The sequence below is a fragment of the Pseudarthrobacter sp. fls2-241-R2A-168 genome (assembly GCF_030209335.1).
Classification (GTDB): Bacteria; Actinomycetota; Actinomycetes; order Actinomycetales; family Micrococcaceae; genus Arthrobacter.
Genome location: NZ_JARVSG010000047.1, coordinates 12,509 through 39,433, shown reverse-complemented (window position 1 = coordinate 39,433; position 26,925 = coordinate 12,509). Strand labels below are relative to the sequence as shown.

Below are 26,925 nucleotides of genomic sequence, written 5' to 3'. Positions count from 1 at the left end.
CAGAGCCTGCGCATAGCCTCGTGGTGTCCCGTCCGGAATTGACGATCGCTCCGGACCGGCCATCAGAGCACCTACCTCACCAGGAGATCCTTATGCCCAGTCCCGACATCAAACCCGGTTCCCCCTGCTGGATTGACCTGATCACCTCGGACGCCACAAAAGCCCGGGAGTTCTATGGCGGACTCTTCGGCTGGGAGTTCCAGTCCGGCGACCAGGAACTTTACGGCGGCTACATCACCGCGTCACGGAACGGAAAGATGGTGGCCGGGATCATGCAGAAGCAGGAGGACCAGGCCGGCTTCCCGGACATGTGGTCCACGTACCTGTGCACTGACGATGCCGCAGCCACTGCAGCTTCGGTGGCCGCAAACGGCGGCCAGGTCCACATGGAGCCCATGGACGTCCCTGCGCAGGGAATCATGGCCATGTTCGGCGACCCTAGCGGGGCGTCGGTGGGTGCGTGGCAGCGCCGGGAGATGCGCGGTTATGAAGTCGCGGGAGAACCCGGGGCGCCCGCCTGGCACGAGCTGCACACCAAGGATTACCAGGGCGCTGTGACGTTCTATGAAAAAGCCTTCGGCTGGCAGACGAGCGTTATGAGTGATGCTCCCGAGTTCCGGTACACCACCCTGGGCTCGGGCGAAACGGCGCAGGCGGGAATCATGGATGCTTCCGGATACCTGCCCGGCGAGGTTCCTTCCCACTGGCAGGTGTACTTCGCCGTTGAGGACACCGACGCCACGGTGGAGCGTGCCCTGGCCATGGGCGGCACACTCCTTGACGGACCGGCGGACAGCGACTTCGGCCGGGTGGCGCAACTTGCCGATCCCACAGGCGGCATGTTCAAGGTGATCTCCAGCCCCTCTGCCTGACACACCGCCCTAAAAATACCGGCCGGAGCTTGCGTTAAGCTACCGGCCGGTATTCTTTTGTGCGATGGCCGGCACATGCTGTTCCGGCCGTCACCCCAAGCACTGACAGCTTCCGCCCTGTAGATCTGGACAAAAGCTCCGGGTTTTAGGGGAGCACCACGGTTTCCGAATATGCGGACGAGTCGCCCTTGATGGCCGTGCTGCTGCGGCCGTCCACACTCACCGGGATATCGCCGGCAATGGTGACCCGGTTCAGCGTGCGCGGCTGGCGGTCGTAGTTGTCCGGGGCGTAATGCTGGGTGATCCGGTTATCAAACAGCACCAGCTGGTCCGGCTCCCAGTTCACCCGCACCACGTTCTCCGGACGCGTGATGTAGGCCTGGAGAATGCGGAGGATGTCCTTGGATTCGGTGTTGGACAGCCCCACGATCCGCAGGCGCTGGGCGAACCCGCCGATGAACAGCCCGCGCTCCCCCGTCAGCGGATGGACGCGCACCACCGGGTGGGCGGTTTCAAAGTGGATCCGGGTGAACTCCTTGCGCCGCTCGTCCGCGTTGGCGTGCTCCAGGTTCTTGGGCACTGAGTAGTCGTAGTCGTTGGTGTGGATGGCCCAGAGGGTGTCGGCGAAGTTCCGCAGCTCGTCGGGCAGGTCATGGTAAGCCCCGGCGGATGACGCGATCAGGGTTTCCCCGCCGTATGCCGGCAAGGTGATGCTGCGCAGGGTGGAGGCCTGCGGAGGGTTCACCACAAACGTGACGTCCGTGTGCCAGTTGTTCGCGCTGCCGTTCTCGCTGTCAACGGGCAGGACCGCCGGCTTGCCGTCCACCGACGCTACGGTGGGGTGTGCCTTGGTGAGCGGGCCGAAGCGGCTGGCGAAGCGGACCTGGTCCTCGTCCGTGCCGATGTTGGCCTCGCGGAACACCAGCGCCTTGTGCGTGTTTAGAGCTTCGCGAATCTGGGCGATCGTGTCGTCACTAAGCTCGGCGCTGAGGTCCAGGCCGCGGATTTCGGCACCGATGCGGGCGCCAAGTTTGGTGAATTCGAGTTTGGTTTCGGTGATGACGGTCATGGTGGTTCCTTGCCTTTCAGTGCGGTTGGTTCAGTTGATTGGGTTGGCGGTCAGTTGCCGGAGCCGACGGCGGTGCGCCAGCGGGAGAAGTGCCGTTCCAGTGCCACGAGCAGGACGTTTACCAGCAGCCCGAGCACGGAGACCGTAAGGATGCCGGCGTACATGTCCGGGATCAGGAAGCTCATTTGGGAATTGACGATCAGATAGCCCAGGCCGGCTTTGGCGCCGACCATCTCCGCGGCGATGAGCACCAGGATGGATGACGTGCCGGCCATCCTGATGCCGGTGAAGATCGTTGGCACGGCGGAGGGCAGGATCACCTTCTGGAAGAGCCGGAAGCTGCCCAGCCCCAGGGACCTGGCGGCCCGGATCAGCAGCGGGTCCACTGTCCGGACACCGGCGATGGTGTTCAGCAGTACCGGGAAGAACGCGGCGTAGGCCACGATGGTGATCTTGGATTCCTCGCCGATGCCCAGCAGCAGGGTGAACACCGGGAGCAGTGCCAGGGTTGCGGTGTTGCGGAAGAGCTCCAGGAGCGGGTTCAGGAACGAGTTCAGCCAGCCGTACCAGGCGATCAGGAGTCCCAAGAGCACGGCGGACACCACTGCGATGGTGAAGCCGGACACCGAGCGGGTCAGGCTTGCCTGGAGGTGGCTTTGCAGCTGCCCGGTCTCCACCAGCCGGGCGCCGGCGGCCAGGACTTCGTGCAGCGGCGGAAGGAACACCCTGGTGGCCGGGGCGGCCAGGAAAGTAGGGCCGAATTCCCACAAGGCGAGGAACAGCACCACGGCGAGGGACTTCCAGCCCGCCCGTGCGGCGAGGTTTGCCAGGGCAGTGAACCGTCCTGCCGGCGTCGTACGCTGCTCGGGTGTGCCGGGTGATGGTTCCGCAGGGCGGGAAGGGTCGACGGCGGCTGCCGCCGTGTGCGGTGGGGTCAGCAGTGCGCTCATCAGGCAGCGCTCCTTTCAGCGGGCTCTTCGTCGGGTGCGGTGCCGTCCGGAAGGATCTTCCGGTGGCCGGAGTCCTGGGCCAGGCGGACCTCGTCGTGCAGGAGGGACCAGACCTGGTGGCGGTGTTCCACAAAGGCCGGGTGGGAGCGGATGTCCTCGTCGCCGTCCCGGTCGGGGATGTTGATGTCGACAATTTCCTTGAGCCGGCCCGGACGGGCGCTGAGCACTGCGACCCGCTGGCCGAGGTAAACGGCCTCATCGATCCCGTGCGTGATGAACACGATGGTTTTGCCCGTGGCTTTCCAGATCCGCAGGAGCTCGTCCTGGAGCTGTTCGCGGGTCTGGGCGTCCAGGGCTGCGAAGGGTTCGTCCATCAGGAGGATGTCCGGCTCATAGGCGAGGCTTCGGGCGATGGCCACTCGCTGCTTCATACCGCCGGACAGTTCGTGCGGATACCGGTCCTCGAATCCGGCCAGGCCCACGAGGTCCAGGAACTGGCTGGCCTTGGCGGCCCGCTCTTTCCTGGACAGCCCGGTGTTCTCGAGGCCGATGGAGACGTTGGCCGATGCCGTGCGCCAGGGAAACAGGGCGTACTGCTGGAAAACGACGGCCCGGTCCTGGCCGGGGCCCGTCACAGGCTTGCCGTCCACCAGCACGGTTCCGGACGTGGGGCTGGAGAGCCCGGCGAGCAGGTCCAGGAGGGTTGTTTTGCCGGAACCGCTGGGGCCCACCAGCGTAAGGAACTCGCCGGCGGCAACGTCGAGGCTGAGATCGGACAGCGCTGTCAGGACGGACGGTTCCGCCGGCCGCCGGCCTGCCTTGCCCTTTCCCCTGCCCTGGCCCTTGGCCTGGCGGACGGCAAACTCCTTGGTCACGTGTTGGAGGCTGATCTTGGGAGTCATCTTTATCCTTTGGAAGTTGCTGCCGGCGCGGAGGTTTCCAGCAGGTTGAACTCGTTGGTGTAGAGCTTTGCGGTGTCCAGGGAGCCGTTGATGATCCCGGCGGACTTCAGGTAGTCCTCCCACCGGGTGAAGTCCTGGTCCTGGATCCGTCCGCCGGGTGAGGCCACACCCACGCTCTTCCAGTACTTCAATGCTTCGGTGCTCTCATTCCGGCCGCGCTTGGCGATGATCTCTTCGAACTTGGCGATCACCTGCTCCCGCGGGGTGGTGCGCTCCCATTCGATGGCCTTGGCCACGCCCGTCACTACCGTGCGGCTGGTTTCGGGGTTCTTCGCGATGAAGTCCTTGCGCAGGACGTACTGTCCGGCGTCGAACGGTCCCCCAATGACCCCGACGTCGGTGAACAGGGCCCGGATGCCGCCCTCGGCGAGCGCACGGTCCTGGAGCACACCGCCCAGGGTGCCCACGTCCACCTGCTTCTTGCGCAGCGCCACCTCGGTTTCGTTCGGCGGCACCACAACGAGTTGCACCTGCTTGATCTCCTCGGGCGTGAGCCCGCTGTTCTTCAGGTAGGTGGTGATGACCGCTTCGTGGTGGGCGCCGAGGGTGTTGACGGCGATCTTCTTGCCGATCAGGTCCCTGGGGGTTTTGATCGGGCTTCCTTCCTCCACGTAATACCCCGTGAAGGTGTCCTTGTCCTCGCCGTAGTAGTTGACGACCGCCTGGACCGGGGCGCCGGCCTCGATCAGCTTGATCACAGCGCCGGTGAAAGCTCCGCCAATATCCGTCTGGTCGGTGGCGACGGACTGGATGCTTTGGGGCCCGCTGGTGGTGTTGCTGACCCATTCGAGCTTGACGTCGCCCAGGTAGCCGAGGTCTTCGGCCACTTCCAGCAGGGCGACGCTGTTGGGCGAGCCCTGGTAGCGGACTTTCTTTGTTTCCGGGCCGCTTTGTGCCCCCGGCTGGGCAGTGGCGGGGCCGCCGCATCCGGACAGCGCCAGCATGATAGCCGAGGCGGCAGCGATGGCTGCTGCCACGCCTGCGGCGGGGCGGGGCCGTTTGGGGAAGAGTCCGATTTTCATGGCGCTGTACTTTCTTCTGTTCATTGGGGACCGGTTGCGTTGGGGACCGGTGCAGTTGGAGAGCCTGGCCGGGCTGGCCGTGGGGACAACTAGAACAGGAAAGAATCCGGGGCAGAAGGGGCTGGTTAACCGCAGGAAATAAGGGGAAACTGCGGGACGTGCAGGGTCATGGGAGGTTCCAAGGCGTCGCCTGGTGACACTTCGGGACACGCAAAGCCGTATGCCGAAATACCGGCTCATGCCCCGTAAGACATCCGGGCCACGGAAGGTCACGTACGGCCATATGCTGTCCCGCCGCGACTTCAGGGCGCAACGAACAGTGCATGCGGGCGGCCGGATCCATGACGCACGGCAGCCCCGGCGCAAGTCACAGCGGCCGCAACGCGGGCAAGGCCCGACGAAATGGTCAGAATATTTCTGCCCGGAGTGCCACAGTGTTACAGATCCACGTCCTCACGCAGCCCCGGGTTTTTGTCCAGCTATGCGGCCTTTTGAGGGCTCGGACCCTGCATTTCTGCCCGAAAACTCCAGGAGTCAGGAGCCCAGGATGGCGCCGGCGATTTCGTCGGCGTCGCGGAGGGTCCGCTGGCCGCTGCGGTAGTTCGGCCCGCCGGGCTGGAAGGCCTCGGCGGCAATAGCGGTCCCCCACTGGACGGAGGAGAGCTGCAGTCCCAGCACGTACAGCCCTTCCGTGACGGAACCGTTGGCTGCCAGGGGCCGGTACGGGTGCGGCACAACATCCAGGCCGGTGGACTGCACGGGGGCGCCCTCCACTGTCATCATGAGGCGCGGACGCACCAGCCCGTCCGCCAGCAACTGCTCCAGGACGGGCGAATCATTGGCGGAGATCCTGTTGCCGGGCGCCAGTGCCTCCACCATGGTCTTTGCCGTCACCGGGCCATCATGGACCCAGGGCGAGAAGGCAGTGAAGGTGCGGTTCCGGCGGTCCACCGCGAACTTGGGGTCGGGCCCCACGAAGCTCACCACGCCTGCCCTCGCCAGTGCGGCAAGCTGCTCGGCGCGCAGGGCGGGCGGCCCGCTGGCCAGGCCCTCCACGAACGATTCGAACCAGCCACGCAGTCCAGCAACCCATGATTCGTCGGTGATGCCGCCGTCGGCCACTGCTGTCTTCAGGACGGCACGCCCGTGGTGGAGGGCGCCGATGGCCATCTTCACGGGATCGTCCTCGCCGAGCGCGGACCGGCGGGCGTCGTCCAGCAGGTAGTCCACGACGGCGGCGTCGAGTTCGGCGCGCGAGGCAAACGAGCGTCCGGCCAGGGGGGCGGCGAGCGCCGGCAGGTCCAGGCGGTGCCGGGGGCCCACGTGGACGGCGAGCACGCTTTCCACGCTGTCCTCCCAGTTCGCGGCGCTGTGGGCGTGCGGATGGAGGGCCTCGTCCAGTGCGGCGAGGAAAGCGGCGGAGTCAGGTACGGCGTTGGGCTGCGAGCGCACCAGGGTGGAGTAGTACGCCCAGAGCGCATCCCGGTGCAGGAGCGGCCAGAGGTCATGGTCGAAGGCCGGGCGGATCCCAGCGGTGCGGAAGCGTTCCAGCGCCGCCTCCGTGAAGTACCGCAGCGTGACCGACTCCGGGTAGTAGCCGTTCAGGGCCGCTTTGGCACGATAGGGAGTTCCGCGCCGGGAGGCGGCAATGATGTGCGGTTCCTGGCCCGAGGGCTCGTAGCGGAGCCCCGTGCCGTTGCTGAGGAATTTTCCGCCCCGGCCCTCGGTCAGCTGGACCATGGTGTCGAAGAAGTTCAGGCCCATACCCCTGACCAGCACCGGTTCGCCGGCAGGAATCCGGGACCAGTCCACGTCCGCAGGAACCGCCGGCGACAGGTACTGCAGTCCCAATTGCTCCGCCGCAGCCTGCAGCTCCCGCTGTTCGGGGTTGAGCCGGGACGGGATGTGGCCCAGCGCCAGCACCACCGAACCGGTGCGCAGCGTCGATCCGGTGGCCAGGCCGACGTCGAACGTTCCGTCCCCCGAGGGGCGCACCGATAACGCGGTCGTTTCGTGGAAGTCGATGCTGACGCCGTCGGGCAGGTTGCCGGTCAGCTCCTCCACAATGCCGCGGAGGTAACGGCCGTAGAGGGCACGGCTGGGGAAATCGCTGGCCTCCAGGACGGCCAGTTCTGCGAGCTCTTCCTCGCTGAGCGAGGGAGAGGGGTTGCGCCGCTGCCGGGCCCGCCACTGTTCGAAGGTGGTGCCGGCGAGGGGCGGCGCCAGGTCAGGGTCCTCGGGGATCAGGGTGGGATAGAACGACTGTGTGTTCATCAGGAACAGCCGGGACTGCTGCGGCTGCCACACGTGCCCCGGGCCCGCGGGATAGGGATCGACCACATCGATGTGGAGGCGCACCGGGCCGGAACCGGCCTGCGCCGCGCAGCGGGCCAGCAGGCGTTCCAGGACGCTGGTGCCCCGCGGACCGGCCCCGATGATGGCGGTCCGGATGCTTTGCGATATTTCCACGGCATCCAGCGTACGGGCTGGAAAGAAAGTATGCGCCCGGCGCTTGACTTGCCAGCCGTCTGCCGATGTTGTTTGGATGGGGCGCATGACCACCACTGCAGCTGATCCAGCGCCCGCCCCCGGTTTCGGCAACTCCTCCGGCACCGATCCGCAGGGCATTGCGCCCGAGCCCACGGACGAGAACGTCTGGCTTGAGGACATCTACGGCGAGGAACAGCTTGCCTGGGTAAAGGAGCAGAACTCCCGCACGGAGGACCTGCTGGAAGACGCCGACTATGTGCAGCTGGAGGGCAGCATCCTGGAGGTGCTTGACTCCACGGACCGGATCGCCATGGTGGGAAAGCGCGGCGACTGGTACTACAACTTCTGGAAGGACCAGCAGAACCCCAAGGGGCTCTGGCGCCGCACCGCATGGGAGAGCTACTGCACCGATGCCCCGGAATGGGACGTCCTGCTGGACGTCGACGCTCTGTCCGCTGCTGAAGGCGAAGAATGGGTCTTCCATGGCGCCACCTTCCTCCGTCCGGCGGACGGTGAACCGTACCGGCATGCGCTGCTGGCTTTGTCCCCGGACGGCGGCGACGCCAACCGGTACCGGGAGTTCGACGTCGAAACGCGGACCTTCGTGGACCCGGCACAGGGCGGCTTTGACCTGCCGACGGCGAAGGGCAACGTTTCATGGCTGGATGCGGACACGCTGCTGGTCGCCTCCACTGCTGATGGACTTCCGCGGACAGCCTCCTCCTACGCCCGTACCGCCGTCACCCTCAAGCGCGGTGGCTCCCTGCCGGATGCTCCCCGCCTCTTCGAGGTGCCCGAGAACCACATGATGGCCGTGGTGGCGCACGACTCGACGCCTGGCTTCGAACGGACCTTCGCGGTTGACTACATCGATTTCTACAACCGCTCCAACGCGGTGCTGCGGGATGGCTCCTGGGTGGTGATCGATGTTCCGACCGACGTCAACGTCAGCGCCCACCGCGAGTGGCTGCTGTTCCGGCCCCAGCAGGACTGGGTGCTCGACGGCGTCACGTATCCGGCCGGTTCGCTCCTCGCTGCGCCGTTTGAGGACTACCTGGCGGGCTCACGCGACGTTTCCGTGCTGTTCACCCCAGATGCCAACACATCCCTGCAGTCCTGGAGCTGGACCCGGAATTTCCTGCTGCTGAACCTCCTGAAGGACGTCTCCTCCGAGATCCGGGTGCTTGATCCTTCCCGCCCCGGCGCATCAGCGGAGGCGGCCTGGGAGTCTTCGCTGCTTGATGCCTGCCCGCCGCTGCACGACGTCAACGCCTACGCCGTGGACGACGAAGACGAGGCCGACGGCGGTGCGGGCAACGACTTCTGGCTCGTCGCCACGGGCTTCACTACCCCCAGTACGCTGATGCGTGGCACCCTGGAGTGCGCCGCTGACGGGACCAGTGGAGTGGTGAGCCGGCACGCCGTGGTGAAGACGTCGCCGTCGTTCTTTGCCGACGAGAACTATGAAGTGCAGCAGCACTTCGCCGTGTCCGACGACGGCACCCGGGTTCCCTACTTCCAGGTGGCATCGCGGGAGCTGGCACTGGACGGGCAGAACCCGACGCAGCTGTCCGGCTACGGCGGTTTCGAGGTCTCCCGCACTCCGGCCTACAGCGGCACGGTGGGCAGGGCCTGGCTGGAACGCCGGACGTCCCTGTCCGCCGGCACCAACGGGGATGCGCCGCACTCCCGGGGCGGTGTGTATGTGGTGGCGAACATCCGCGGCGGCGGCGAATACGGGCCCTCCTGGCATCGGGCGGCCCTGCAGGAAAACCGGCACAAGGCGTACCAGGACTTCGCAGCGGTAGCCCGGCACCTCATCTCGCGCGGCGTCACCTCACCGGAACGGCTGGGCTGCGTGGGCGGATCCAACGGTGGCCTGCTGGTGGGAAACATGCTGACCCAATACCCGGAGCTCTTTGGGGCAGTCTCCTGCGGCGTGCCGCTGCTGGACATGCGCCGCTACACCAGGCTCTCCGCCGGCCACTCCTGGATCGCCGAGTACGGCGACCCGGACGTGCCGGAGCAGTGGGAGTACATCCGCACCTTCTCTCCGTATCACCTGCTCAAGGACGGGGTGGAGTACCCGGAGACGTTTATCTGGACGGCTACCTCGGACGACAGGGTAGGCCCGGTGCAGGCGCGGAAGATGGCTGCCAGGATGCTGGCCATGGGCATCCCCAACGTCTGGTTCCACGAAGCCCTCGAAGGCGGTCACGCCGGAGCGTCGGACAACCGGCAGGCAGCCGCCCTGCAGGCCCGAAGCCAGCATTTCCTGTGGAAGGCGCTGGCCGGCGGGGCCTCGTAGCCTTGGCACTGCTGGTGCGGCGGGCTGCGGCCGGGGACGTGGAGCAGCTGGCGGAGGTCCACGTCCGCTGCTGGCAGGAGACCTACCGCGGAATGCTGTCTGAGGAATTCCTTGCCTCGGTGGATCCTGCAGACCGGCTGCGGCTCTGGCACCATCTGCTGGGAGCCGACCGGCCGGCTGATGCTTGGGTGGCAACCGATGCCGGCGCCTTGGTGGGTTTTTCGGGCGTCCGCCGGGAGCCGGGAGCTTCTTCGCACGGGTTCGCGCCGCCGTCGTCCGGGGACCTGGAACTCTGGGGGCTGTACCTGCTGGCGTCGCACCAGGGGCTGGGCCTGGGACGGCGGCTCCTCGAGGCAGCGCTGGACGGCGAGGCGGCGAGCCTGTGGGTGGCGGCGGACAATGCGCAGGCCATCGGTTTTTACGGGCACTTCGGTTTTGCCCCCGATGGGGCCGCCGACGTGATTCCGGAGTGGGAAAACCTGCGTGAAATCCGGATGGTACGGCCCGGGCAGCCTGTATTTCGCCGGTGAAATTGTCCTTGGCATGCTGCTCGGGAGTTCCTGGCGGCCCGTTTTGCGCTGGATGGCCGGATCTGCGTATCCTTGGTGGGCTAGGAATAGCAATTGGAGACGTGCCAGAGCGGCCGAATGGGCTTCACTGCTAATGAAGTGTGGGGCACAACTCCACCGGGGGTTCAAATCCCCCCGTCTCCGCGTTTGGCCCCGGTCCTGGACCGGGGCCTTTTGCGTTTCCCCTTGACCGCAAGGCTGGCCGTTGTCTTCCTCCCGTCCGGGGTACGGACACCAGAAGTTCCGCAGGCCGGGGCGGTGGGAGGATGGGCAGATGGCAGCAAGCAACACCGTGGACAGCGCGCCCGGCACCACCCAGGCATGGAGTCCCCGCCTGGCACTGCTGGTGGCCGCCACGTTCTTTATGGAGTTCCTCGACGGCACAGTCCTCACGACGGCCATCCCGAACATTGCCGCCGACTTCCACGTGCCGGCCGCGGACGTGAACATCACCATGACGGCCTACCTGCTGACGGTTGCCATGGGCATTCCGTTCAGCGGCTGGCTGGCGGAACGGCTCGGCGCGCGCCGGGTTTTCTGCCTGGCCATCGCCATTTTCACCCTTGCTTCGCTGGCGTGTTCACTGAGCCAGGACCTCACCCTGCTGACCCTCAGCCGGGTCGTGCAGGGGTTCGGCGGCGCCATGATGGTTCCGGTGGGTACCCTCCTTGTCCTGCGCGGCACGCCCAAAGCAGACCTGCTCCGCGCTACGGCATTCCTGGTGTGGCCCGGGCTGCTGGCACCTGTTCTTGCCCCTCTGGTGGGTGGGGCCTTGACCACGTATCTGTCCTGGCACTGGATCTTCCTGATCAACCTCCCGCTGGGTGTTGCTGCTTTCATCGCCGCCTTGCGGCTGGTCCCGTCAGTGGCAGGTGACCGGGACCGGCGGCTGGACTGGCTCGGGCTGCTCCTCACCACGCTGGGCGTGGGCGCCGTGGTAGTGGGACTCGAACTGGTGAGCACCCACCCTGAAGCCGCCTGGGCGGCCTTGAGTGCCGGATTGGGCCTGGTATTCCTTACCTGCGCAGTCCTGTGGATGCGCCGGGCCCCTCATCCGCTCTTTGATCTCGGGGTGTTCCGCACCCGTACGTTCCGGGCCATGGCCACCGGCGGTTTTGCCTACCGCTTGACCATCAGCTCAGTTCCCTTCCTCCTGCCGCTGATGTTCCAGGCAGGTTTCGGCTGGTCCCCGCTGCATGCCGGGGCCATGGTGGCGGCCGTCTTTATCGGCAACATCGGCATCAAGCCGGCCACAACACCGCTGATCCGGCGCTTCGGTTTCCGGGCCATGCTGGTGTTCGCATCTCTCGCTTCAGCGGCCACCTTCGCCCTCTGCGCCCTGCTGACCCCGGACACGCCGCAGCCCCTGACGTTCGCCCTGCTGGTCTGCAGCGGCGCCTTCCGCTCCATCGGCTTCTCCGCCTATGCCTCCGTGCAGTACGCGGATATCGCGCCCGCGCAGCTGACGTCCGCGAACTCGGTGTCCGCCACCCTGGTGCAGCTCGCCACCGGTTCAGGCATTGCAGTGGGCGCCCTGCTGATCCGTGTGTTCGACGGGCTCAGCACCTTCCCTGACGACTCCGCCGGGCCCTTCCGCGGGGCATTCCTCGCCATGACGGTGCTGATGCTCGCAAGCACCGCAGACAGCCTCTTCCTGCCGCGCCACGCCGGGGCGGAAGTCAGCCAGCGCAAGGCGCAGCGGGTCTGAACCGGCAGTTAACAACAGGCGGGTAATAACAGCCGGCCCTTACCCGGCCCCGGCACATCAGCCCTTGGGTCAGCCCGCCTGGGCCAGCACGAGCGGAAGGACAGCTCCCGCACCCGCCTGCCGAAGGGCGCGCCCGGCGACCGTCAAGGTCCACCGGCTGTCCGCCAGGTCATCAACCAGCATCACGGCCTGGCCGTTGAGGCCGCCCAGCGCAGCCTCAAGCTCGGGCCCCGGCACTAAACGGTCCCAGACGCCCGCCAGTCTGTAGGCGCTGTTGCCGCCGCGGCCCCCGGTGGGACCGCCGTGTGCCAACTCCAGCGCCCCGAGGTAGGGGATCCGCCCGATCTCTGAAATTCCCCGGGCCAGGGATTCCACGAGTTGCGGCTTGCTCCGGGAGGGAATACTGACGATGGCAGCCGGCCTGCCAACGCCACTCCATCCCGGCGTGCGACCGTCCCCGGCGCCCCACTCTTTCAGGACCTGCACACAGGCCTGAAGCATGCCCGGATCCACCGGCCGGTCCTCAGCTCCCGCGGCAAAGAGCTCCCGCAGTGCGCCGCCCCAGCCGAGGTCGGTCAGCCTTGCCAGGACACGGCCTTCCGCGAGCCCCTCCCCCGGCTTGAGCTTTCCCTTGACCGGAACGCCCAGCCGGTCCATACCGCTGGGCCACTGCAAGCGGGCCTCCAGGACGCCGCCTGCGCGGCTGAGCGTCTGGCTGGCTGCCTCCGTAGCAGCCTCCGCGATCTCTGCCGGAAACCACCGGCCGGCGCAGTTGTCGCACCGGCCACAAGGGGCAGCGGTTTCGTCATCGAGGACGGAGGTGATGTATTCCATCCGGCACCCTGCGGTGTCCTGATAGATGACCATGGAGTCCTGCTCGTCCACACGCGCCTCGGCGATCCGCCGGTACCGCTCGGCGTCATAGACCCAGGGCTGCCCGGTGGCCCGCCACCCGCCGCCCACCCGTTCCACGGCGCCGTCAACGGACAGGACCTTGAGCAGCAGTTCCAGCGGAGTACGCCGGAGGTCCACGCGTGCCTCCAGGGCAACCGTGGAGAGCGCCGTTCCGGCGTCACCCAAGGCGGTGAGGACTGCCGCGGCCTTTTCTTCGGACGGCATGGAAGCAGTGGCAAAGTACTGCCAGATGTCCCGGTCCTCCGCGCCCGGCAGCAGCAGGACATCGGCGTTGGCGGCACCTCGACCCGCGCGGCCCACCTGCTGGTAGTACGCCACCGGGGACGACGGCGCCCCGAGGTGGACCACAAAACCCAGGTCCGGCTTGTCGAAGCCCATCCCCAGGGCCGAGGTGGCCACCAGGGCTTTGACCTGGTTGTCCTTCAGCAGCTGCTCGGCACGCTCCCTGTCCGCCGGGTCCGTCCGGCCGGTATAGGCCAGCACGTGGTGGCCGGCTTCGGCGAGGAGCCGCGCAGTGTCCTCGGCCGCGGACACGGTAAGGGTATAGATAATGCCGCTGCCGGGAAGATCAGCCAGGTGGGTCAGCAGCCAGCCCAGGCGTTGCTTCGAGTCCGGCAAGGACAGGACACCCATCCGCAGGGAGTCACGTCCCAGGGAACCGCGGATGGTGAGCACCCCGTCCCCCAGCTGCTCCTCGATGTCATGGACCACCCGTGAGTTGGCCGTGGCCGTGGTGGCGAGCACCGGAACAGAATCCGGTAGTTGGGTGATCAGGTCCGCGATGCGGCGGTAGTCGGGGCGGAAGTCGTGGCCCCAGTCGGAAATGCAGTGCGCTTCGTCGATCACCAGCAGGCCCGTGCGCCGGATCAGCTCCGGCAGCTGGGTTTCGCGGAAAGAGGGGTTGGTGAGCCGTTCCGGGGAGACCAGCAGGACGTCCACCTGGTCTGCGGCGAGCTGTTCACGAACACTGTCCCACTCCAGCTGGTTGGCGGAGTTGATGGCAACGGCACGCACCCCGGCGCGGGCGGCCGCGGCCACCTGGTCCCGCATCAGTGCCAGGAGCGGCGAGACAATCAGCGTAGGCCCGGCTCCGCGGCGGCGCAGCAGCAGGGACGCCACAAAATAGACGGCCGATTTGCCCCAGCCGGTGCGTTGGACCACCAAAGCCCGCCGGCCGCCGTCCACCAGCGCCTCGATGGCCTCGAACTGTCCCTCATGGAAGGCAGCTTCCGGATGCCCCACGAGCTCGCGGAGGACAGCCAGAGCTTCGCCGGAGGTTGAGGAAGCAGAAACGGAGACGCCGGACGGTGCATCGCCGGGCAAGCCGTCAAAATCCGGGGCAGGCTCTGAAGTTGCTGTTGCGTACTGGTTATCGACCATTGATTCAGTATCCCAGCCGCCCCTGACACCCGGCACCGGGCAGGGGCGCTATGTGGAAATACGGGGCTGCGGCACCTCTGGAGCCAGCGTCACATACAGCGGCTCGACCGGCCCTCCACAGGGACCTCCGCCGTCCACGTAAGATAAAGCCCGTGACTAGCGAACAGACAGCGACTTTTGACCTCTCGGCATCCTTCAAGGCGTACGACGTCCGCGGCATCGTGGGCGAGTCGATCACGGCCGAAATCGTCGAAGCCGTGGGGGCCGCGTTTGTGGACATCCTGCAGCTCCAGGGACAGACCATCCTGGTGGGCGGCGACATGCGCCCTTCGTCCCCCGAGTTCAGCAAGGCGTTCGCCAATGGTGCAGCAGCCCGCGGCGCCGACGTCGAACTCCTGGACCTGATCTCCACCGATGAGCTCTACTTCGCCTGCGGTTTCTACAACCGTGCCGGTGCCACCTTCACAGCCAGCCACAACCCCGCCGGCTACAACGGCATCAAGATGTCCAAAGCCGGGGCCGTGCCCATCTCCTCCGAAACCGGCCTCAAGGACATCCAGGCGCTCGCCGAGCAGTACCTCAACACCGGCTCCATCCCCGCCGTTGAACAGCGCGGCCAGATCAGCGTCCGCGACGTCCTCAAGGACTATGCCGAGTACCTGCGCAAGCTGGTGGACCTGTCCGGCTCACGCCCCCTGAAAGTAGTGGTGGACGCAGGCAACGGCATGGCCGGCCTGACCACCCCGGCAGTCCTGGGCGACGCCCTGCTCCCCAAGCTGCCCCTGGACATCGTTCCCCTGTACTTCGAGCTTGATGGCTCCTTCCCCAACCACCCCGCCAATCCGCTGGAGCCGGAGAACCTCCGCGACCTGCAGGCAGCAGTGGTGCGTCACGGCGCAGATATCGGCCTGGCCTTCGACGGCGACGCCGACCGCTGCTTCGTCATCGACGAGAAGGGCGAGCCCGTCTCGCCGTCGGCCATTACGGGAATGGTGGCCCGGCGCGAAATTGCCCGCGCCAAGGCCCTGGGCGAAACAACCCCCACCATCATCCACAACCTCCTCACCTCCCGCGCTGTGGCGGAACTGGTGGAGCACGACGGCGGCCGGCCAGTCCGCACGCGCGTCGGCCATTCCTTCATCAAGGCAGTCATGGCAGAGGAAGGGGCGGTGTTCGGCGGAGAGCACTCAGCCCACTTCTACTTCCGAGACTTCTGGAACGCGGACACGGGCATGCTGGCCGCGATGCACGTCCTGGCAGCCCTCGGCGAGCAGGACGGGCCGTTGTCTGAGCTGGGCCGCGAGTACGAACCGTACGTCTCATCCGGTGAAATCAACTCCGAAGTCGAAGACAAGGCGGCAGCCGTGGAGCGGGTACGGCTCGCATTCGACGGCGAAGACCTCACCATCGACACAATGGACGGCAGCACGTTCACGGCCAACGACGGCAGCTACTGGTTCAACCTGCGCCCGTCCAATACCGAACCGTTCCTCCGGCTCAACGTGGAGGCCACGGATCGCTCCACCATGGAGCGGATCCGCGACCACGTCCTCTCGATCGTCCGGGCCTAGCCTCCGCATGGCTGAGGATCACGGACTGGACGCCGCGCCAGGAACCGGAGGGCAGGCGTCCTGGCGCGACTCCGTCCCGGAAAGCACTGCTACGGACCTTGAGAACCTCTTGGGTACGGGTATCAGTGCCGCGCAGGAGCAGCTCCAGCGCAACGGGGGCTTCCTGCCCTTCGCCCTGACGGTGCAGACCGACGGCGAAGTCCGCATGGTTGCCGTCTCGCCGGCGGACGCTGAAGAGGGTTCCGACGGCGACTTCGACGCCGACGGCATGATCAGCGACCTTACCGCGCTGCTGCGGCAGAACCGGGAAGACTTCCGGGCTGCTGCGGTGGTCTGCGACATCCTCCTGGTGGAGGAAGAGTCAGACGCCATCCATGTTGCCACCGAGCACCGCGACGGCCAGGTCTTCGCGGCCGTGCTGCCGTACTCCCCCGATGCCAGGAACCGGACGTGGGAGTTCGGCGAACTTGCGGCTGACGCCAGCGAGCCCACCATCTGGGTGGACTAGACCGGGACGCAGCCCATGAAAATCAACGCTTTTGCCGACGTGAGCCTCCGGGCCCTCATGGTGCTGGCCGCCGCTCCCGGCGGCACCCTGCTCACCACACAAAACGTTGCCGACAGTGTGGGGACGCCCTATAACCACGTCAGCAAGGCGATGGCAAAGCTTCGGAACCTCGGGCTGATCGAGGTGGAGCGGGGCCGGACCGGCGGTTCCCGGCTGAGCCATGCCGGACGGATTGCAACGGTGGGACAAATACTCCGGCAACTCGACACCCGGACGGATGCGGCCGAGTGCGTGGCCCCGGGCGGCGATTGCCCGCTGATCAATGAGTGCAAGCTCCGCTCCGCCCTGTCGCGCGCCCGCGAAGCCTTCTACCGCGAGCTCGACAACGTGGTGATCGCGGACCTTCCCGTATCCCGGCAAATGGACCCCGTCTTCGAAATGATCGGCCTCCGGCCCGGGCTGTAAGCCGCGGGTCCACAGGCTGCCGCGGCCTGGAATCTCCCATATTTCGCGACCCACCCGAGTAATTTGATTGCAACTTCTACAGGGTGTAGAACTTGGGATATGAATACACGCATTTTGAATGCTGGTATTCGCTAAGGCCGGACGAAGGCCCCGGCCGCTACCTCAGGAGTTCCTATGCTCTCGGACAAATCCCGCCCTGTCATCGAGGCCACGCTGCCGCTCGTTGATTCCCGGATCGGCGCCATCACGCCCAAGTTCTACCAGCGGCTCTTCGCCGCGCACCCCGAACTCCTGGATGGGGTTTTCAGCCGCTCCAACCAGCGCTCGGGCAACCAGCAGCAGGCGCTGGCGGGCAGCATCGCGGCCTTCGCCACGCACCTAGTCAACAACCCGGGAACCCTCCCCGAGACGGTCCTGTCCCGCATCGCCCACAGGCACGCTTCACTGGGCATTACGGAGCCGCAGTACCAGGTGGTCTACGAGCACCTGTTCGCGGCCATCGCCGACGACCTGGCGGAGGTCATCACGCCCGAGATCGCAGCAGCCTGGACGGAGGTGTACTGGCTGATGGCAGACGCATTGATCAAGCTTGAGAAGGCGCTGTATGCAGGCCAGGCCAACGACAAGATGTGGATGCCCTGGCGGGTGGCCGCGAAAACTCCCGCTGGCGCCGGATCCATGACATTCACTCTTGAACCGGCAGACGAAACCCCGGTGACGCCGGCCCTTCCGGGCCAGTACATCAGCGTCAAGGTGGTCCTGCCGGAAGGCCTCCGCCAGGTGCGCCAGTACTCCTTGTCCGGAGAGGCCGGCACCAGCCGCAGCTTCACTACGAAACTGGACGACGGCGGCGAAGTCTCTCCAGTACTGCACAACAACGTACAGGTGGGCGACATCCTGGAGATTTCCAACCCCTACGGTGAAATCACCCTCAAGGACGGTGAGGGTCCGGTGGTGCTTGCTTCCGCCGGTATCGGCTGCACCCCCACCGCCTCGATCCTGCGCTCACTGGCAGAGGCCGGTTCCGACCGGCAGGTACTGGTGCTCCATGCGGAAAGCTCGCTGGAGAACTGGGCGCTGCGCAGCCAGATGACGGACGACGTCGAGCGCCTGGACGGAGCCGAGTTGCAGCTGTGGCTGGAACAGCCTGAGGCGGGCGCCCGGGAAGGCTTCATGTCGCTGCGCGAGGTTGACCTGCCGGCCAACGCATCCCTGTATCTGTGCGGCCCGCTGCCCTTTATGAAGAACATCCGCAACGAGGCCATCAACGCCGGCATTCCCGCAACCCAGATCCACTACGAGGTGTTCGGCCCGGACATCTGGCTGGCCGGCTGAATCCCCGCCTCCCTAGCTGGGCCCACGCACCGAGGGGCCCCAATCGAGCTTGCGAGATTGGGGAGGTAGCGGGGACGACGGCGGCCCCGCACCTTTGCTGGAAAGGTGCGGGGCCGCCGTCGATCTTAAGACGCCGTTGTACTTAAGAGGTTCAGCCCAGACGGGACTTCAGGCTCGTAAGCTCCGACTGGAGGGCATCCGGCAGGGAGCTGCCGAAGTTCGCGAACCATTCCTCGATGGAGGCGAGTTCGGCAGCCCATTCGGTGGGGTCCACCTTGACGGCTTCCTCCACCTGGGCGGGGGTCATGTCCAGGCCTTCGAGGTCGATGGAGTCACCGGTGGGGACGAAGCCGATGGGCGTCTCTACGGCGTCAGCCTTGCCCTCGAGGCGCTCGATGGCCCACTTCAGGACGCGGGCGTTGTCGCCGAATCCGGGCCAGGCAAAGCCGCCCTCGGAGTTCCGGCGGAACCAGTTGACCAGGAAGATCTTGGGCAGCCGCTCGGGGTTGGCCTTGGCGGACAGGTTGACCCAGTGGTTCAGGTAGTCGCCTGCGTCGTAGCCGATGAAGGGCAGCATGGCCATCGGGTCGCGGCGGACCACACCCACGGCACCGGCTGCGGCGGCAGTGGTTTCCGAGGACAGGGTGGCGCCCATGAAGATGCCGTTGGACCAGCTGCGGGCCTCGGTGACCAGCGGGATGGTGGTCTTGCGGCGGCCGCCGAACAGGATCGCGGACAACTCAACCCCGTTGGGGCTGTGGTATTCCTCGGCCAGCATGTCGATCTGGTCGATCGGGGTGCAGAAACGGGAGTTCGGGTGCGCGGCGGGCTTGTCCGAATCCGACGTCCAGGAGTTGCCCTGCCAGTCGGTCAGGTGCGCGGGCACTTCTTCCGTCATGCCCTCCCACCAGACACCGCCGTCGTCGGTCAGTGCCACGTTGGTGAAGATGCTGTTGCCCTTGGCGATGGCACGCATGGCGTTGGGGTTGGTGCCCCAGCCGGTTCCGGGAGCGACGCCGAAGAGGCCGGCTTCGGGGTTGACGGCACGGAGCTCGCCCTCCTTGCCGAACCGCATCCAGGTGATGTCGTCACCCAGGGTTTCGACTTTCCAGCCCTTGATGGTGGGGTCGAGCAGGGCAAGGTTGGTCTTGCCGCAGGCGGACGGGAAGGCAGCGGAAACGTAGTACGTCTTCTGTTCCGGCGAGGTGAGCTTGAGGATGAGCATGTGCTCGGCCAGCCAGCCCTCGTCGCGTGCCATGACGGAAGCGATGCGCAGGGCGTAGCACTTCTTGCCCAGGAGGGCGTTGCCGCCGTAGCCCGAGCCGAAGGACCAGATGGACCGCTCTTCGGGGAAGTGGACAATCCACTTGTCCGGGTTGCAGGGCCACGGGACGTCGGCCTGGCCGGCTTCCAGCGGCGCACCCAGGGAGTGCAGGGCGGGAACGAAGAATGCGTTCGTTTCGGTGATGCGGTTCAGGACGTCGGTGCCGATGCGCGCCATGATCCGCATCGAGGCGACAACGTAGGCGCTGTCCGTGATCTCGACGCCGAACTTGGGGTCTTCCGCGTCAAGGTGGCCCATCACGAAGGGAATGACATACATGGTCCGGCCGCGCATGGAACCGGCGAACAGGCCGCGGAGCTTTTCCTTCATCTGTGCCGGCGGCATCCAGTTGTTGGTGAAGCCGGCGTCGTGCTCCTTCTCGGAGCAGATGAAGGTCTGTTCCTCCACACGCGCCACGTCCGCGGGATCGGAGAAGGCGGCAAAGGAGTTGGGGAAGAGGTCCTGGTTGAGCCGGGTCAGCGTTCCGGCGGCCACCAGTTCATCGGTGAGCCGGGTGTTCTCCTCTTCGGAGCCGTCCACCCAGTAGATACGGTCCGGCTGCGTAAGCTCAGCAACCTCCTCGACCCATGCCAGCAGACCGGCATGTGTAGTGGGTGCGTTATCAAGCAGCGGCTTCTGCGCCAGATCGCCCATTGCGGTTCCCTTCCTCGGGTTCATCGGTGTGTGCTAAATGCTATGGTCCGGACCACTGGACTTTTTTGGACGTATGCTGACGTTTTGGGGCTCTTGAAAAGCACTTCCGCGCGAAATCAAGGAATTTGAGGCGGATTTGGAGTAATTAAGTGACGAAGGTCACCTATACCGGTCTAGTCGCGGAGATTACACGCGCTCCGATTTGGCATCGCGGCCAACCCTCGCGTAAAGTAATTCGAGGTTCAGGGAGAGCGGTTCTTCTCCAGGAACACGAGATGCGCCCATAGCTCAGCTGGATAGAGCGTCTGTCTACGGAACAGAAGGTCAGGGGTTCGAATCCCTTTGGGCGCACAGATAAAAGGTCCGCACCGGTTCGCCGGTGCGGACCTTTTGCTTTGCGCCGGAACTCTCCCCCTCTGCCTGCACGCGGCCTCGAACGCTGCCCCCAGCGGCCTGCATTGTCGGATCCCCGGCGTAGGCTTTCCCCATGATGCCCGAGGCAGTACTGCGTGAGTTCGATGTTGTGGTGATCGGCGCCGGCGCCGTGGGGGAAAACGTGGCGGACCGGGTGGTCCAGGGTGGCCTCACAGCGGTGGTAGTGGAGGCGGAACTGGTGGGCGGCGAGTGCTCCTACTGGGCCTGCATGCCGTCAAAGGCCTTGCTCCGTCCCGGCACAGCGCTCCATGGGGCCCAGACGTTACCGGGGGCCAAGGAAGCCGTCACCCGCACCCTCGATGCTGCAGCCGTCCTCAAATACCGGGACTACATGACGTCCAACTGGCAGGATGACGGCCAGGTGAAGTGGTTGGACGATACGGGCATTGAGCTCATCCGCGGCCACGCCTGGCTCACGGCGCCCAAATCAGTAGAGGTGGCCGGGCTGGACGGCAACTCCTACCAACTCCAGGCACGTCATGCGGTGGTGCTGGCCACCGGCTCCGCACCCAATACTCCCCCCATCAAGGGACTTCAGGACGTGCAGGTGTGGGGAACCCGGGAAGCCACCTCCGCCAAGGAGGTTCCGGACCGTCTCATAGTGCTCGGCGGCGGCGTCGCCGGCACCGAACTGGCACAGGCCTTTGCCCGGCTCGGTTCCACCGTGACGCTGGTGGCGCGCAGTGGGCTGCTGAAGAACTTCCCGGCGGAGGCTGCGAGCCTTGTAGCAGCAGGGCTGCGTGCGGACGGCGTGGAGATCCGGCTCAACACTTCCACAGACAGCATCAGCGAGAACGACGACGGCACCGTCAGGCTGCAATTCGCCGACGGTTCCAGCGTGGCGGCAGACCAGGTCCTGGTGGCCACCGGCCGCCATCCGGCCCTGGAAGGTCTCGGACTGGAAAGTGTGGGCTTTGAGCCTGACGAAGCCGGCCACCTGAAGCTCACCACTGATAACTCCGGACTGGTCAACGGGGCTCCCGGAGCCGAACCGTGGCTCTATGCCGTGGGGGATGCCGCCGGCAAGAACCTGTACACCCACCAGGGCAAGTACGAGGCCAGGGCCACCGGAGACGCCATCGCCGCGCGCGCCAAGGGGGAATTGTCCGGCGCCGCCACGGCCTGGAGCCGCTTCGCCCAGACCGCCAACGAGCACGCCGTACCCGGCGTTGTCTTCACCGACCCCGAACTCGCCGCCGTGGGCCGCACCCTGGAAGCTGCGCGGAAGGACGGCTACAACGCTTCCTCGGTGGAACTTCCCATCCAGGTGGCCGGATCCTCACTGCATTCCGAAAACTATGAGGGCTGGGCCCAGCTGGTCATTGACGAGGACCGGAAGGTCCTGCTCGGAGCCACCTTCGCCGGGCCGGATGTAGCGGAGCTCCTGCACGCGGCAACCATCGCGGTGGTGGGCGGGGTGCCGCTGGACCGGCTGTGGCATGCCGTTCCTTCCTACCCCACCGTCAGCGAGGTCTGGCTGCGCCTGCTGGAAAAGTACGGGCTTTGAGTTATTTGAACTGACCGGTCAGTTTAGATACACTGGATGGAGCAACCGTCTGTGAAAGGCTTTCCTTGCTCTCAGCTCAACAGCTCCATGTCCGCGGCCGCCGCGACCCCCTGCTTCCGGATACATCGCTCCACGTCCAAAGGGGCGAACTGGTCCTCGTATCCGGCGAACGGCAGGACCAGCGCACCGCCCTGGCACTGGTACTCAGCGGACGGATGAAACCCACCGGCGGCAGCATCAGCTGGGACGGAAACGGCGGAACCAGGCGTGTGCGGATGGCCAGCGCTCTTGTCGATGCCCCCGGCGTCAATGAGCCCGAGCGCCACCTCAGCGTCCGTGACCTGGTGACCGAGGACCTGGCACTGATTCCCCGCCGCTACCGGGGCGCCCTGCTCAGCAACCCGTGGCTCAAAGTGAACAGCTTCGAGGACATCGCGGACCTGTGGATCGAGCAGCTGGACCCCTTGCGCAGGCTGGAACTCCTGACGGCCCTGGCGCTGGCCAACCCGCACACTGACCTGCTCGTGGTCGACTCCCCCGACCGGCACACTGCAGACACCGCTAATTGGCTCCCCCGCCTTGAGCAGATGGCGTCCGACGCCGGGAGGCCGCTGGCCGTCGTGGCCACCGTGGCCGCCCTGCCGCCGTCGTGGTCCGGCTCTTTCGCCAGCATCGGCAATGCGGAAACCCAAGCAGAAGCGCTGCGGGAGGAAACGGTGGCGCCCGGAGAACCCCACAACACAAGCCACGCAGTGCCGGAGGGCCACATGGTTGCCCGGGACATTGATTTCGAGATCGAGGATGCCAAGTGACTGTACTGCGGCTGGCCCGCTCAGAACTGAAGCGGATGACCGGCGGGCTGCTGCCCAAGCTGACCATCCTCGCCCTCACCATGGTTCCCCTGCTGTACGGCGCCGTATACCTCTACGCCAACTGGGATCCATACGGCAACCTGGACCAGATCGACGCGGCCCTGGTAGTGGAGGACGCCGGCGCCACCGCCAGCGACGGCACCGGACTCCAGGCCGGCACGAAGGTGGCCGACAGCCTCGTGGAGGGCAATGTTTTCCATTGGATCCCGGTGTCCAGCGGGCAGGAGGCCGATGCGGGAGTCAGCAGCGGCAAGTACGCCTTCGCGCTGAAGATTCCGGAGGACTTTTCCGCCCACCTCGTGTCCCCCGGCAGCTTTGATTCCGCCAGCCAGGCCATGCTGAACGTCACCACCAACGATGCCAACAACTACCTGCTGAGCACCATCGTGGACAAGCTGACCACCTCCGTGCACAGCACTGTTGCCGCAGACGTTGGCGAAGAGACCGCCAACCAGCTGCTCACCGGCTTTGGCACCATCCACACCCAGATGGTCAAAGCGGCAGACGGCGCAGGCCAGGTTGCCAACGGCGTAGCTGCCCTCCGGGACGGAACCGCCACCCTGCACGAGGGAACCACAAGCCTGGCCAGCGGGGCCGACGAGCTCTACGCGGGCCAGCTCAAGCTGCGCGACGGAGCCAACCAGCTGACCGACGGCGCAGGCCAGCTGAGCAGCGGGTTGTCCGTCCTCAAGGACAAGACGGCAACGTTGCCCAGCGACACGCAGACGCTGGCAGCCGGTGCCGCGCAGGTGGCCGCCGGAAACGCGCAGCTGAATACCAAGGTCCAGGACGTCGCAGCGCAGCTGGAGGCAGCCGACCAGGGCCTCCGGACCCGCGTGGTGGAGTCGAACAACAGACTCATTGCCTCCGGCGTACTCACCCAGGCCCAGGCGGACAGCATCCTGGCCGATTTCGACGCCGTGGCTGCCTCGAACCCGGTCACGGCCGCAAAGGCAAAGGTCCAAACGGACGCTGCCCAGATCCAGCAACTGGCGGACGGTTCCGAGGCCGTCAGCGTGGGCGCAGCGCAGCTTGCCGCAGCCACCCCGGCATTGAAGGAAGCCATAGGGCAGGCCTCAGGGGGCGCCGACCAGCTCCACACCGGGGCGGCAGCGCTGGCCACCGGCGAGCAGGCAGCCGTGGACGGCGCCGCCGCCTTGGACCAGGGGGCCCATAAGGTGGACGACGGCGTGGCACAGCTCGAACAGGGGGCGGGCACAGCCGCTGACGGCTCGAGGACCCTGGCGGACGAAATCGGCAAGGGTGCGGGGCAGGTTCCCAACCCTGACGATGAACAGAAGAGCAACCTGTCCCGGGTGATCGCGGATCCGGTGGCCGTCAGCAACGTGTCGCAGGCGAAGGCAGGATCCTACGGCGCCGGGCTGGCCCCCTTCTTCCTGACCCTTGCCCTGTGGATCGGCGTTTTTATGCTGGTCCAGGCCATGCGGCCGCTCACGCAGAGGGCGCTGGCCTCCAATGCCGGGTCGTGGAAGATCGCCCTGGGCGGCTGGCTGCCCTTCTTCGCGGTCTCCGTTGTGCAGGCCACCCTCCTCACCTTGGTGGTTAACCTCGCACTGGGCCTGCATGCCGCACACCCGGTCCTGATGTGGCTCTTTATGCTGGCGGCGGCCATGGCCTTCAGCGCGATCATCCAGGGAATCGTGGCGCTGCTTGGTTCCCCCGGAAAACTGGTGGTCCTGATCCTGCTGGTGCTGCAGCTGGTTTCCTCGGGCGGCACGTTCCCCTGGCAGACGACTCCGCAGCCACTGCACGTGGTGCATGAGATCCTGCCCATGGGCTACGTGGTGACGGGGATGCGGCACCTGATCTATGGTGCCGACCTGTCGATGATCCTCCCCACCGTCCTGGGGCTGCTGGGTTACACGGCATTGGGCCTGGCCATGTCCACGCTTGCAGTCCGAAAGGGCAAGCTCTGGACACTGAAGACGCTCCAACCGGAGATCGCGGTATGACTTCCATGCAGCCGGAGTCGGCGGCCCGGGAGGAAGCCGAACCGGGAGCTGCGAAAAAACTGCGTCCCGCCCGGACCACAGCCACCCGGCAGAAGCTCTTCGACGCCTCGATGGAACTGATCGGTGAGCGCGGGGCGGCGGGTGTGACCGTTGATGAAATTGCCGCAGCGGCAGGCGTTTCCAAGGGAACGGTCTACTACAACTTCGGCAGCAAATCGGACCTCATCGCCCAGCTCCTGCGGCACGGCGTCGATATCCTCAAAGGCCGCCTGCTGGGCGCGCCGGAAGAGGCGGATACAGCGGCTGGGGATCCCCTGCTGGCCATGGAAGCCATGATTGGCCAGGCCATGGATTTCATGGCGGAATACCCTTCCTTCGCCCGCCTGTGGGTCAGCGAAAACTGGCGGACGCCCAGCGAATGGCAGGGAACCTTCACCCTCCTGCGCGCTGAACTCCTGCAGGTCATCGGCGAGGCAGTGGAAAGGGTGGCCAGGGTCTACCCGGTGGATCCATCAGTCTCGCGCGGCAGCCTGGAGACAGCCATCTTTGGCGCCTGCTTTGTGGTGGGGCTGGACCGGCAGACGTACAACCCGGAACGGACCCGTGACCAAAGCGTTGCGGCAATCATGGCCATCATGCGCGGCTACGTGCTGAGGGAGACCCCGCCTCGGGGATGATGGTGCATATGCGTCATATGGGGAACAGCGGAAAGTTTGCGGTCATCTGTGGCCTCGTGGCTGCGGGGCTCCTGGTCCTGACAGGCATGACGCTGGCCGAGCCTGTTTTCCTGGCATTCCTTGGAATGCTGGCCCTGGCCTACCTTGCCTGCATCATGGAGGTCCTCCGGCGGCGGCGGTACGTGATGCTGGCGATCGCCGGCCTGTCCACGAGCCTGGCCCTGGCAGGTTCGCTAGCTTTCCTGAGCACGTGGGAGCTGGCGTTCACCGATGAATCTTCGATTTTTGGTACCCCGCTTCCCACGGACGACCCCGACAACTACTTCTTCCTGGCCGCCCTCTCGCTGTTGACGGCCCTTGCCGCACTGTTCCTCGGGGCGGCGTGGCCGGGACACCAGCGTCCGCCCGAGCGGGCTGCTTCCGCACGGGCCTCCTCCCGGCCCGCAAACGGTGCGCGCGGACAGGCGCCTGCCCGGCGCCAGGGCGCGGCAGGAGCAGCGCCGCCACGCACCTCCTCTGCGGGACGCACCCCTGTGCGGCAGCCGACGTCGTCCGCCCGGCAGGTGCCCCAGAGACAAAGTGTCCCCAGGCAGAGTTCCACGCGGCAGAGTGCGGCGCGGCAGGGTTCTGTGCCGCAGCCTGCGCGGCGTCCTGCCCCGAAGAAGTAACCGGCCTCAGTGCGGCCGCGGCACCTTGAATTTTGTGATCCGCGCGTCCTGGCCGTCCAGCTCCGCCCACGATTTCTCGGTTTCGAGGACGGTGAGCGCGCTGGTGGGGAACCTTGTGGCGGCGTCCATGTAGGCGTCGTGATCGGAGTCGCGTGAGGCCAGGTGCATGGCAAGGTCCTGCACGCCAGGCAGGTGCGCGATCAGCATCAATGTGGTGACAGTGTCCGGTACATGATTGACCACGGTGAGCATGCGGAGCGCAGAAGCCGCATACAGCCCGTCCTCAAGTTTGGGCGTGGGCGCCTTGTCCCCCAGCTCGGAGCATACCCAGGTGCAGGTTTGCCGGGTGCGGAGGGCGCTGGAGCACAGGATGAAGTCGGGAACGATGTTGTGCTTGAGCAGCCAGCGCCCGGCCAGCGGTGCCTCACGATGGCCCCGTTCTTCCAAGGGGCGCTCGTGGTCAGCAACCCCGCCCGGCCAGTCCGCCTTTGCATGGCGCATAATCACAAGGCGTCGAAGATGGTGCTCACTCATGGCCCAAGCCTATAGCCAGCAAAACCAGCCGCCGTCCAGCCGCACAACGTCACGCCAAGCACGCATTTGGCTGCCAACGCGACCAAGATCCGCGCCGCATCAGGCCTCAGCCAAGATCAAGCCCACAAAAGCATGCTCGTGGTGACACGCGACCAGC

The 26,925-nt window shown here is 66.1% G+C and carries 21 protein-coding genes and 2 tRNA genes; 15 read left to right on the top strand and 8 right to left on the bottom strand.

Going from position 1 to position 26,925, the window contains the following annotated elements:
* The first annotated feature begins 92 nt into the window (after nt 1–92).
* On the top strand, nt 93–872 hold the full coding sequence (locus QRN11_RS21195; RefSeq protein WP_142059840.1) for a VOC family protein: 780 nt from the start codon (nt 93–95) through the stop codon (nt 870–872).
* Nucleotides 873–1,017: 145 nt separating this feature from the next.
* Here QRN11_RS21195 and QRN11_RS21190 read toward each other — a convergent pair whose 3' ends face one another.
* The 5 genes from QRN11_RS21190 to QRN11_RS21170 form a co-directional block, all read right to left on the bottom strand.
* Nucleotides 1,018–1,941, bottom strand: coding sequence for a TauD/TfdA dioxygenase family protein (locus tag QRN11_RS21190; RefSeq protein WP_142059838.1), 924 nt, complete (start codon nt 1,939–1,941; stop codon nt 1,018–1,020).
* Nucleotides 1,942–1,991: 50 nt separating this feature from the next.
* Entirely contained in the window at nt 1,992–2,891 is a 900-nt protein-coding gene (locus tag QRN11_RS21185) for an ABC transporter permease (RefSeq protein ID WP_091422193.1), read from the bottom strand.
* Nucleotides 2,891–3,793 carry an ABC transporter ATP-binding protein gene (locus QRN11_RS21180; RefSeq protein WP_285314397.1) on the bottom strand — a complete coding sequence of 301 codons (903 nt, stop codon included), beginning with the start codon at nt 3,791–3,793 and terminating at the stop codon, nt 2,891–2,893. The genes QRN11_RS21185 and QRN11_RS21180 overlap by 1 nt, the downstream gene beginning before the upstream one ends.
* 2 nt (nt 3,794–3,795) lie before the next feature.
* Nucleotides 3,796–4,875: an ABC transporter substrate-binding protein gene (locus tag QRN11_RS21175; RefSeq protein WP_285314396.1), complete on the bottom strand. Its 1,080-nt coding sequence runs from the start codon at nt 4,873–4,875 to the stop codon at nt 3,796–3,798.
* 534 nt (nt 4,876–5,409) lie between these two features.
* On the bottom strand, nt 5,410–7,344 hold the full coding sequence (locus tag QRN11_RS21170; protein WP_285314395.1) for an FAD/NAD(P)-binding protein: 1,935 nt from the start codon (nt 7,342–7,344) through the stop codon (nt 5,410–5,412).
* Nucleotides 7,345–7,429: 85 nt separating this feature from the next.
* Between QRN11_RS21170 and QRN11_RS21165 the strand changes: the two genes are divergently transcribed.
* The 4 genes from QRN11_RS21165 (at nt 7,430) to QRN11_RS21150 (ending at nt 11,950) form a co-directional block, all read left to right on the top strand.
* Nucleotides 7,430–9,673, top strand: coding sequence for a prolyl oligopeptidase family serine peptidase (locus QRN11_RS21165; RefSeq protein WP_285314394.1), 2,244 nt, complete (start codon nt 7,430–7,432; stop codon nt 9,671–9,673).
* Nucleotides 9,643–10,203, top strand: a complete 561-nt coding sequence (locus QRN11_RS21160) for a GNAT family N-acetyltransferase (protein WP_285314393.1) — start codon at nt 9,643–9,645, stop codon at nt 10,201–10,203. The genes QRN11_RS21165 and QRN11_RS21160 overlap by 31 nt, the downstream gene beginning before the upstream one ends.
* Nucleotides 10,204–10,298: 95 nt before the next feature.
* Nucleotides 10,299–10,386, top strand: a tRNA-Ser gene (locus tag QRN11_RS21155).
* A 130-nt stretch (nt 10,387–10,516) separates the two neighbouring features.
* The gene (locus QRN11_RS21150) at nt 10,517–11,950 is read left to right on the top strand and encodes an MFS transporter (protein WP_285314392.1); all 1,434 of its coding nucleotides are present in this window, start codon (nt 10,517–10,519) and stop codon (nt 11,948–11,950) included.
* Between the two features lie 69 nt (nt 11,951–12,019).
* Here QRN11_RS21150 and QRN11_RS21145 read toward each other — a convergent pair whose 3' ends face one another.
* Complete coding sequence (locus QRN11_RS21145; RefSeq protein ID WP_285314391.1) at nt 12,020–14,245, bottom strand: RecQ family ATP-dependent DNA helicase; 2,226 nt, start codon at nt 14,243–14,245, stop codon at nt 12,020–12,022.
* A 152-nt stretch (nt 14,246–14,397) separates the two neighbouring features.
* Here QRN11_RS21145 and QRN11_RS21140 point away from each other — a divergent pair, with 152 nt between their 5' ends.
* The 4 genes from QRN11_RS21140 to QRN11_RS21125 all read left to right on the top strand — a co-directional run bounded on the left by QRN11_RS21140 (nt 14,398) and on the right by QRN11_RS21125 (nt 18,124).
* A complete protein-coding gene (locus QRN11_RS21140) occupies nt 14,398–15,816 on the top strand; it encodes a phosphomannomutase/phosphoglucomutase (RefSeq protein WP_285314390.1) in 1,419 nt (472 codons plus the stop codon).
* A gap of 7 nt (nt 15,817–15,823) precedes the next feature.
* Nucleotides 15,824–16,324, top strand: a complete 501-nt coding sequence (locus tag QRN11_RS21135) for a hypothetical protein (RefSeq protein WP_285314389.1) — start codon at nt 15,824–15,826, stop codon at nt 16,322–16,324.
* A gap of 15 nt (nt 16,325–16,339) precedes the next feature.
* On the top strand, nt 16,340–16,789 hold the full coding sequence (locus tag QRN11_RS21130; RefSeq protein WP_285314388.1) for an RrF2 family transcriptional regulator: 450 nt from the start codon (nt 16,340–16,342) through the stop codon (nt 16,787–16,789).
* A 174-nt stretch (nt 16,790–16,963) separates the two neighbouring features.
* A complete protein-coding gene (locus tag QRN11_RS21125; protein ID WP_285314387.1) occupies nt 16,964–18,124 on the top strand; it encodes a globin domain-containing protein in 1,161 nt (386 codons plus the stop codon).
* 151 nt (nt 18,125–18,275) lie between these two features.
* Here QRN11_RS21125 and QRN11_RS21120 read toward each other — a convergent pair whose 3' ends face one another.
* A complete protein-coding gene (locus QRN11_RS21120; RefSeq protein ID WP_091422169.1) occupies nt 18,276–20,102 on the bottom strand; it encodes a phosphoenolpyruvate carboxykinase (GTP) in 1,827 nt (608 codons plus the stop codon).
* A gap of 277 nt (nt 20,103–20,379) precedes the next feature.
* Between QRN11_RS21120 and QRN11_RS21115 the strand changes: the two genes are divergently transcribed.
* The 6 genes from QRN11_RS21115 to QRN11_RS21090 all read left to right on the top strand — a co-directional run bounded on the left by QRN11_RS21115 (nt 20,380) and on the right by QRN11_RS21090 (nt 26,234).
* Nucleotides 20,380–20,453 (top strand) — tRNA-Arg (locus tag QRN11_RS21115).
* A gap of 136 nt (nt 20,454–20,589) precedes the next feature.
* The gene (locus QRN11_RS21110; RefSeq protein ID WP_285314386.1) at nt 20,590–22,044 is read left to right on the top strand and encodes a dihydrolipoyl dehydrogenase family protein; all 1,455 of its coding nucleotides are present in this window, start codon (nt 20,590–20,592) and stop codon (nt 22,042–22,044) included.
* Nucleotides 22,045–22,109: 65 nt separating this feature from the next.
* The gene (locus QRN11_RS21105; RefSeq protein WP_285314385.1) at nt 22,110–22,856 is read left to right on the top strand and encodes a sugar ABC transporter ATP-binding protein; all 747 of its coding nucleotides are present in this window, start codon (nt 22,110–22,112) and stop codon (nt 22,854–22,856) included.
* The gene (locus QRN11_RS21100) at nt 22,853–24,889 is read left to right on the top strand and encodes a YhgE/Pip domain-containing protein (RefSeq protein WP_285314384.1); all 2,037 of its coding nucleotides are present in this window, start codon (nt 22,853–22,855) and stop codon (nt 24,887–24,889) included. Before QRN11_RS21105 ends, QRN11_RS21100 begins: the two co-directional genes overlap by 4 nt.
* Nucleotides 24,886–25,566, top strand: a complete 681-nt coding sequence (locus tag QRN11_RS21095) for a TetR/AcrR family transcriptional regulator (protein ID WP_091422158.1) — start codon at nt 24,886–24,888, stop codon at nt 25,564–25,566. Before QRN11_RS21100 ends, QRN11_RS21095 begins: the two co-directional genes overlap by 4 nt.
* Nucleotides 25,567–25,583: 17 nt before the next feature.
* Nucleotides 25,584–26,234 (top strand): hypothetical protein, encoded by a 651-nt coding sequence (locus tag QRN11_RS21090; RefSeq protein WP_285314383.1) that lies wholly within the window; start codon nt 25,584–25,586, stop codon nt 26,232–26,234.
* A 6-nt stretch (nt 26,235–26,240) separates the two neighbouring features.
* Here the strand turns inward: QRN11_RS21090 and QRN11_RS21085 are convergent, their stop codons facing one another.
* Entirely contained in the window at nt 26,241–26,768 is a 528-nt protein-coding gene (locus QRN11_RS21085) for a SixA phosphatase family protein (RefSeq protein ID WP_285314382.1), read from the bottom strand.
* Nucleotides 26,769–26,925: the final 157 nt, after the last annotated feature.

Excerpts from the sequence above, each read along its gene's own strand:
- QRN11_RS21175 (WP_285314396.1), bottom strand. The coding sequence starts at position 4,875 with ATGAAAATCGGACTCTTCCCCAAACGGCCCCGCCCCGCCGCAGGCGTG.
- QRN11_RS21195 (WP_142059840.1), top strand. The coding sequence starts at position 93 with ATGCCCAGTCCCGACATCAAACCCGGTTCCCCCTGCTGGATTGACCTG.
- QRN11_RS21125 (WP_285314387.1), top strand. The coding sequence starts at position 16,964 with ATGCTCTCGGACAAATCCCGCCCTGTCATCGAGGCCACGCTGCCGCTC.
- QRN11_RS21165 (WP_285314394.1), top strand. The coding sequence starts at position 7,430 with ATGACCACCACTGCAGCTGATCCAGCGCCCGCCCCCGGTTTCGGCAAC.
- QRN11_RS21180 (WP_285314397.1), bottom strand. The coding sequence starts at position 3,793 with ATGACTCCCAAGATCAGCCTCCAACACGTGACCAAGGAGTTTGCCGTC.
- QRN11_RS21110 (WP_285314386.1), top strand. The coding sequence starts at position 20,590 with ATGATGCCCGAGGCAGTACTGCGTGAGTTCGATGTTGTGGTGATCGGC.
- QRN11_RS21135 (WP_285314389.1), top strand. The coding sequence starts at position 15,824 with ATGGCTGAGGATCACGGACTGGACGCCGCGCCAGGAACCGGAGGGCAG.
- QRN11_RS21130 (WP_285314388.1), top strand. The coding sequence starts at position 16,340 with ATGAAAATCAACGCTTTTGCCGACGTGAGCCTCCGGGCCCTCATGGTG.
- QRN11_RS21085 (WP_285314382.1), bottom strand. The coding sequence starts at position 26,768 with ATGAGTGAGCACCATCTTCGACGCCTTGTGATTATGCGCCATGCAAAG.
- QRN11_RS21095 (WP_091422158.1), top strand. The coding sequence starts at position 24,886 with ATGACTTCCATGCAGCCGGAGTCGGCGGCCCGGGAGGAAGCCGAACCG.
- QRN11_RS21120 (WP_091422169.1), bottom strand. The coding sequence starts at position 20,102 with ATGGGCGATCTGGCGCAGAAGCCGCTGCTTGATAACGCACCCACTACA.
- QRN11_RS21150 (WP_285314392.1), top strand. The coding sequence starts at position 10,517 with ATGGCAGCAAGCAACACCGTGGACAGCGCGCCCGGCACCACCCAGGCA.
- QRN11_RS21090 (WP_285314383.1), top strand. The coding sequence starts at position 25,584 with ATGGGGAACAGCGGAAAGTTTGCGGTCATCTGTGGCCTCGTGGCTGCG.
- QRN11_RS21185 (WP_091422193.1), bottom strand. The coding sequence starts at position 2,891 with ATGAGCGCACTGCTGACCCCACCGCACACGGCGGCAGCCGCCGTCGAC.
- QRN11_RS21190 (WP_142059838.1), bottom strand. The coding sequence starts at position 1,941 with ATGACCGTCATCACCGAAACCAAACTCGAATTCACCAAACTTGGCGCC.
- QRN11_RS21145 (WP_285314391.1), bottom strand. The coding sequence starts at position 14,245 with ATGGTCGATAACCAGTACGCAACAGCAACTTCAGAGCCTGCCCCGGAT.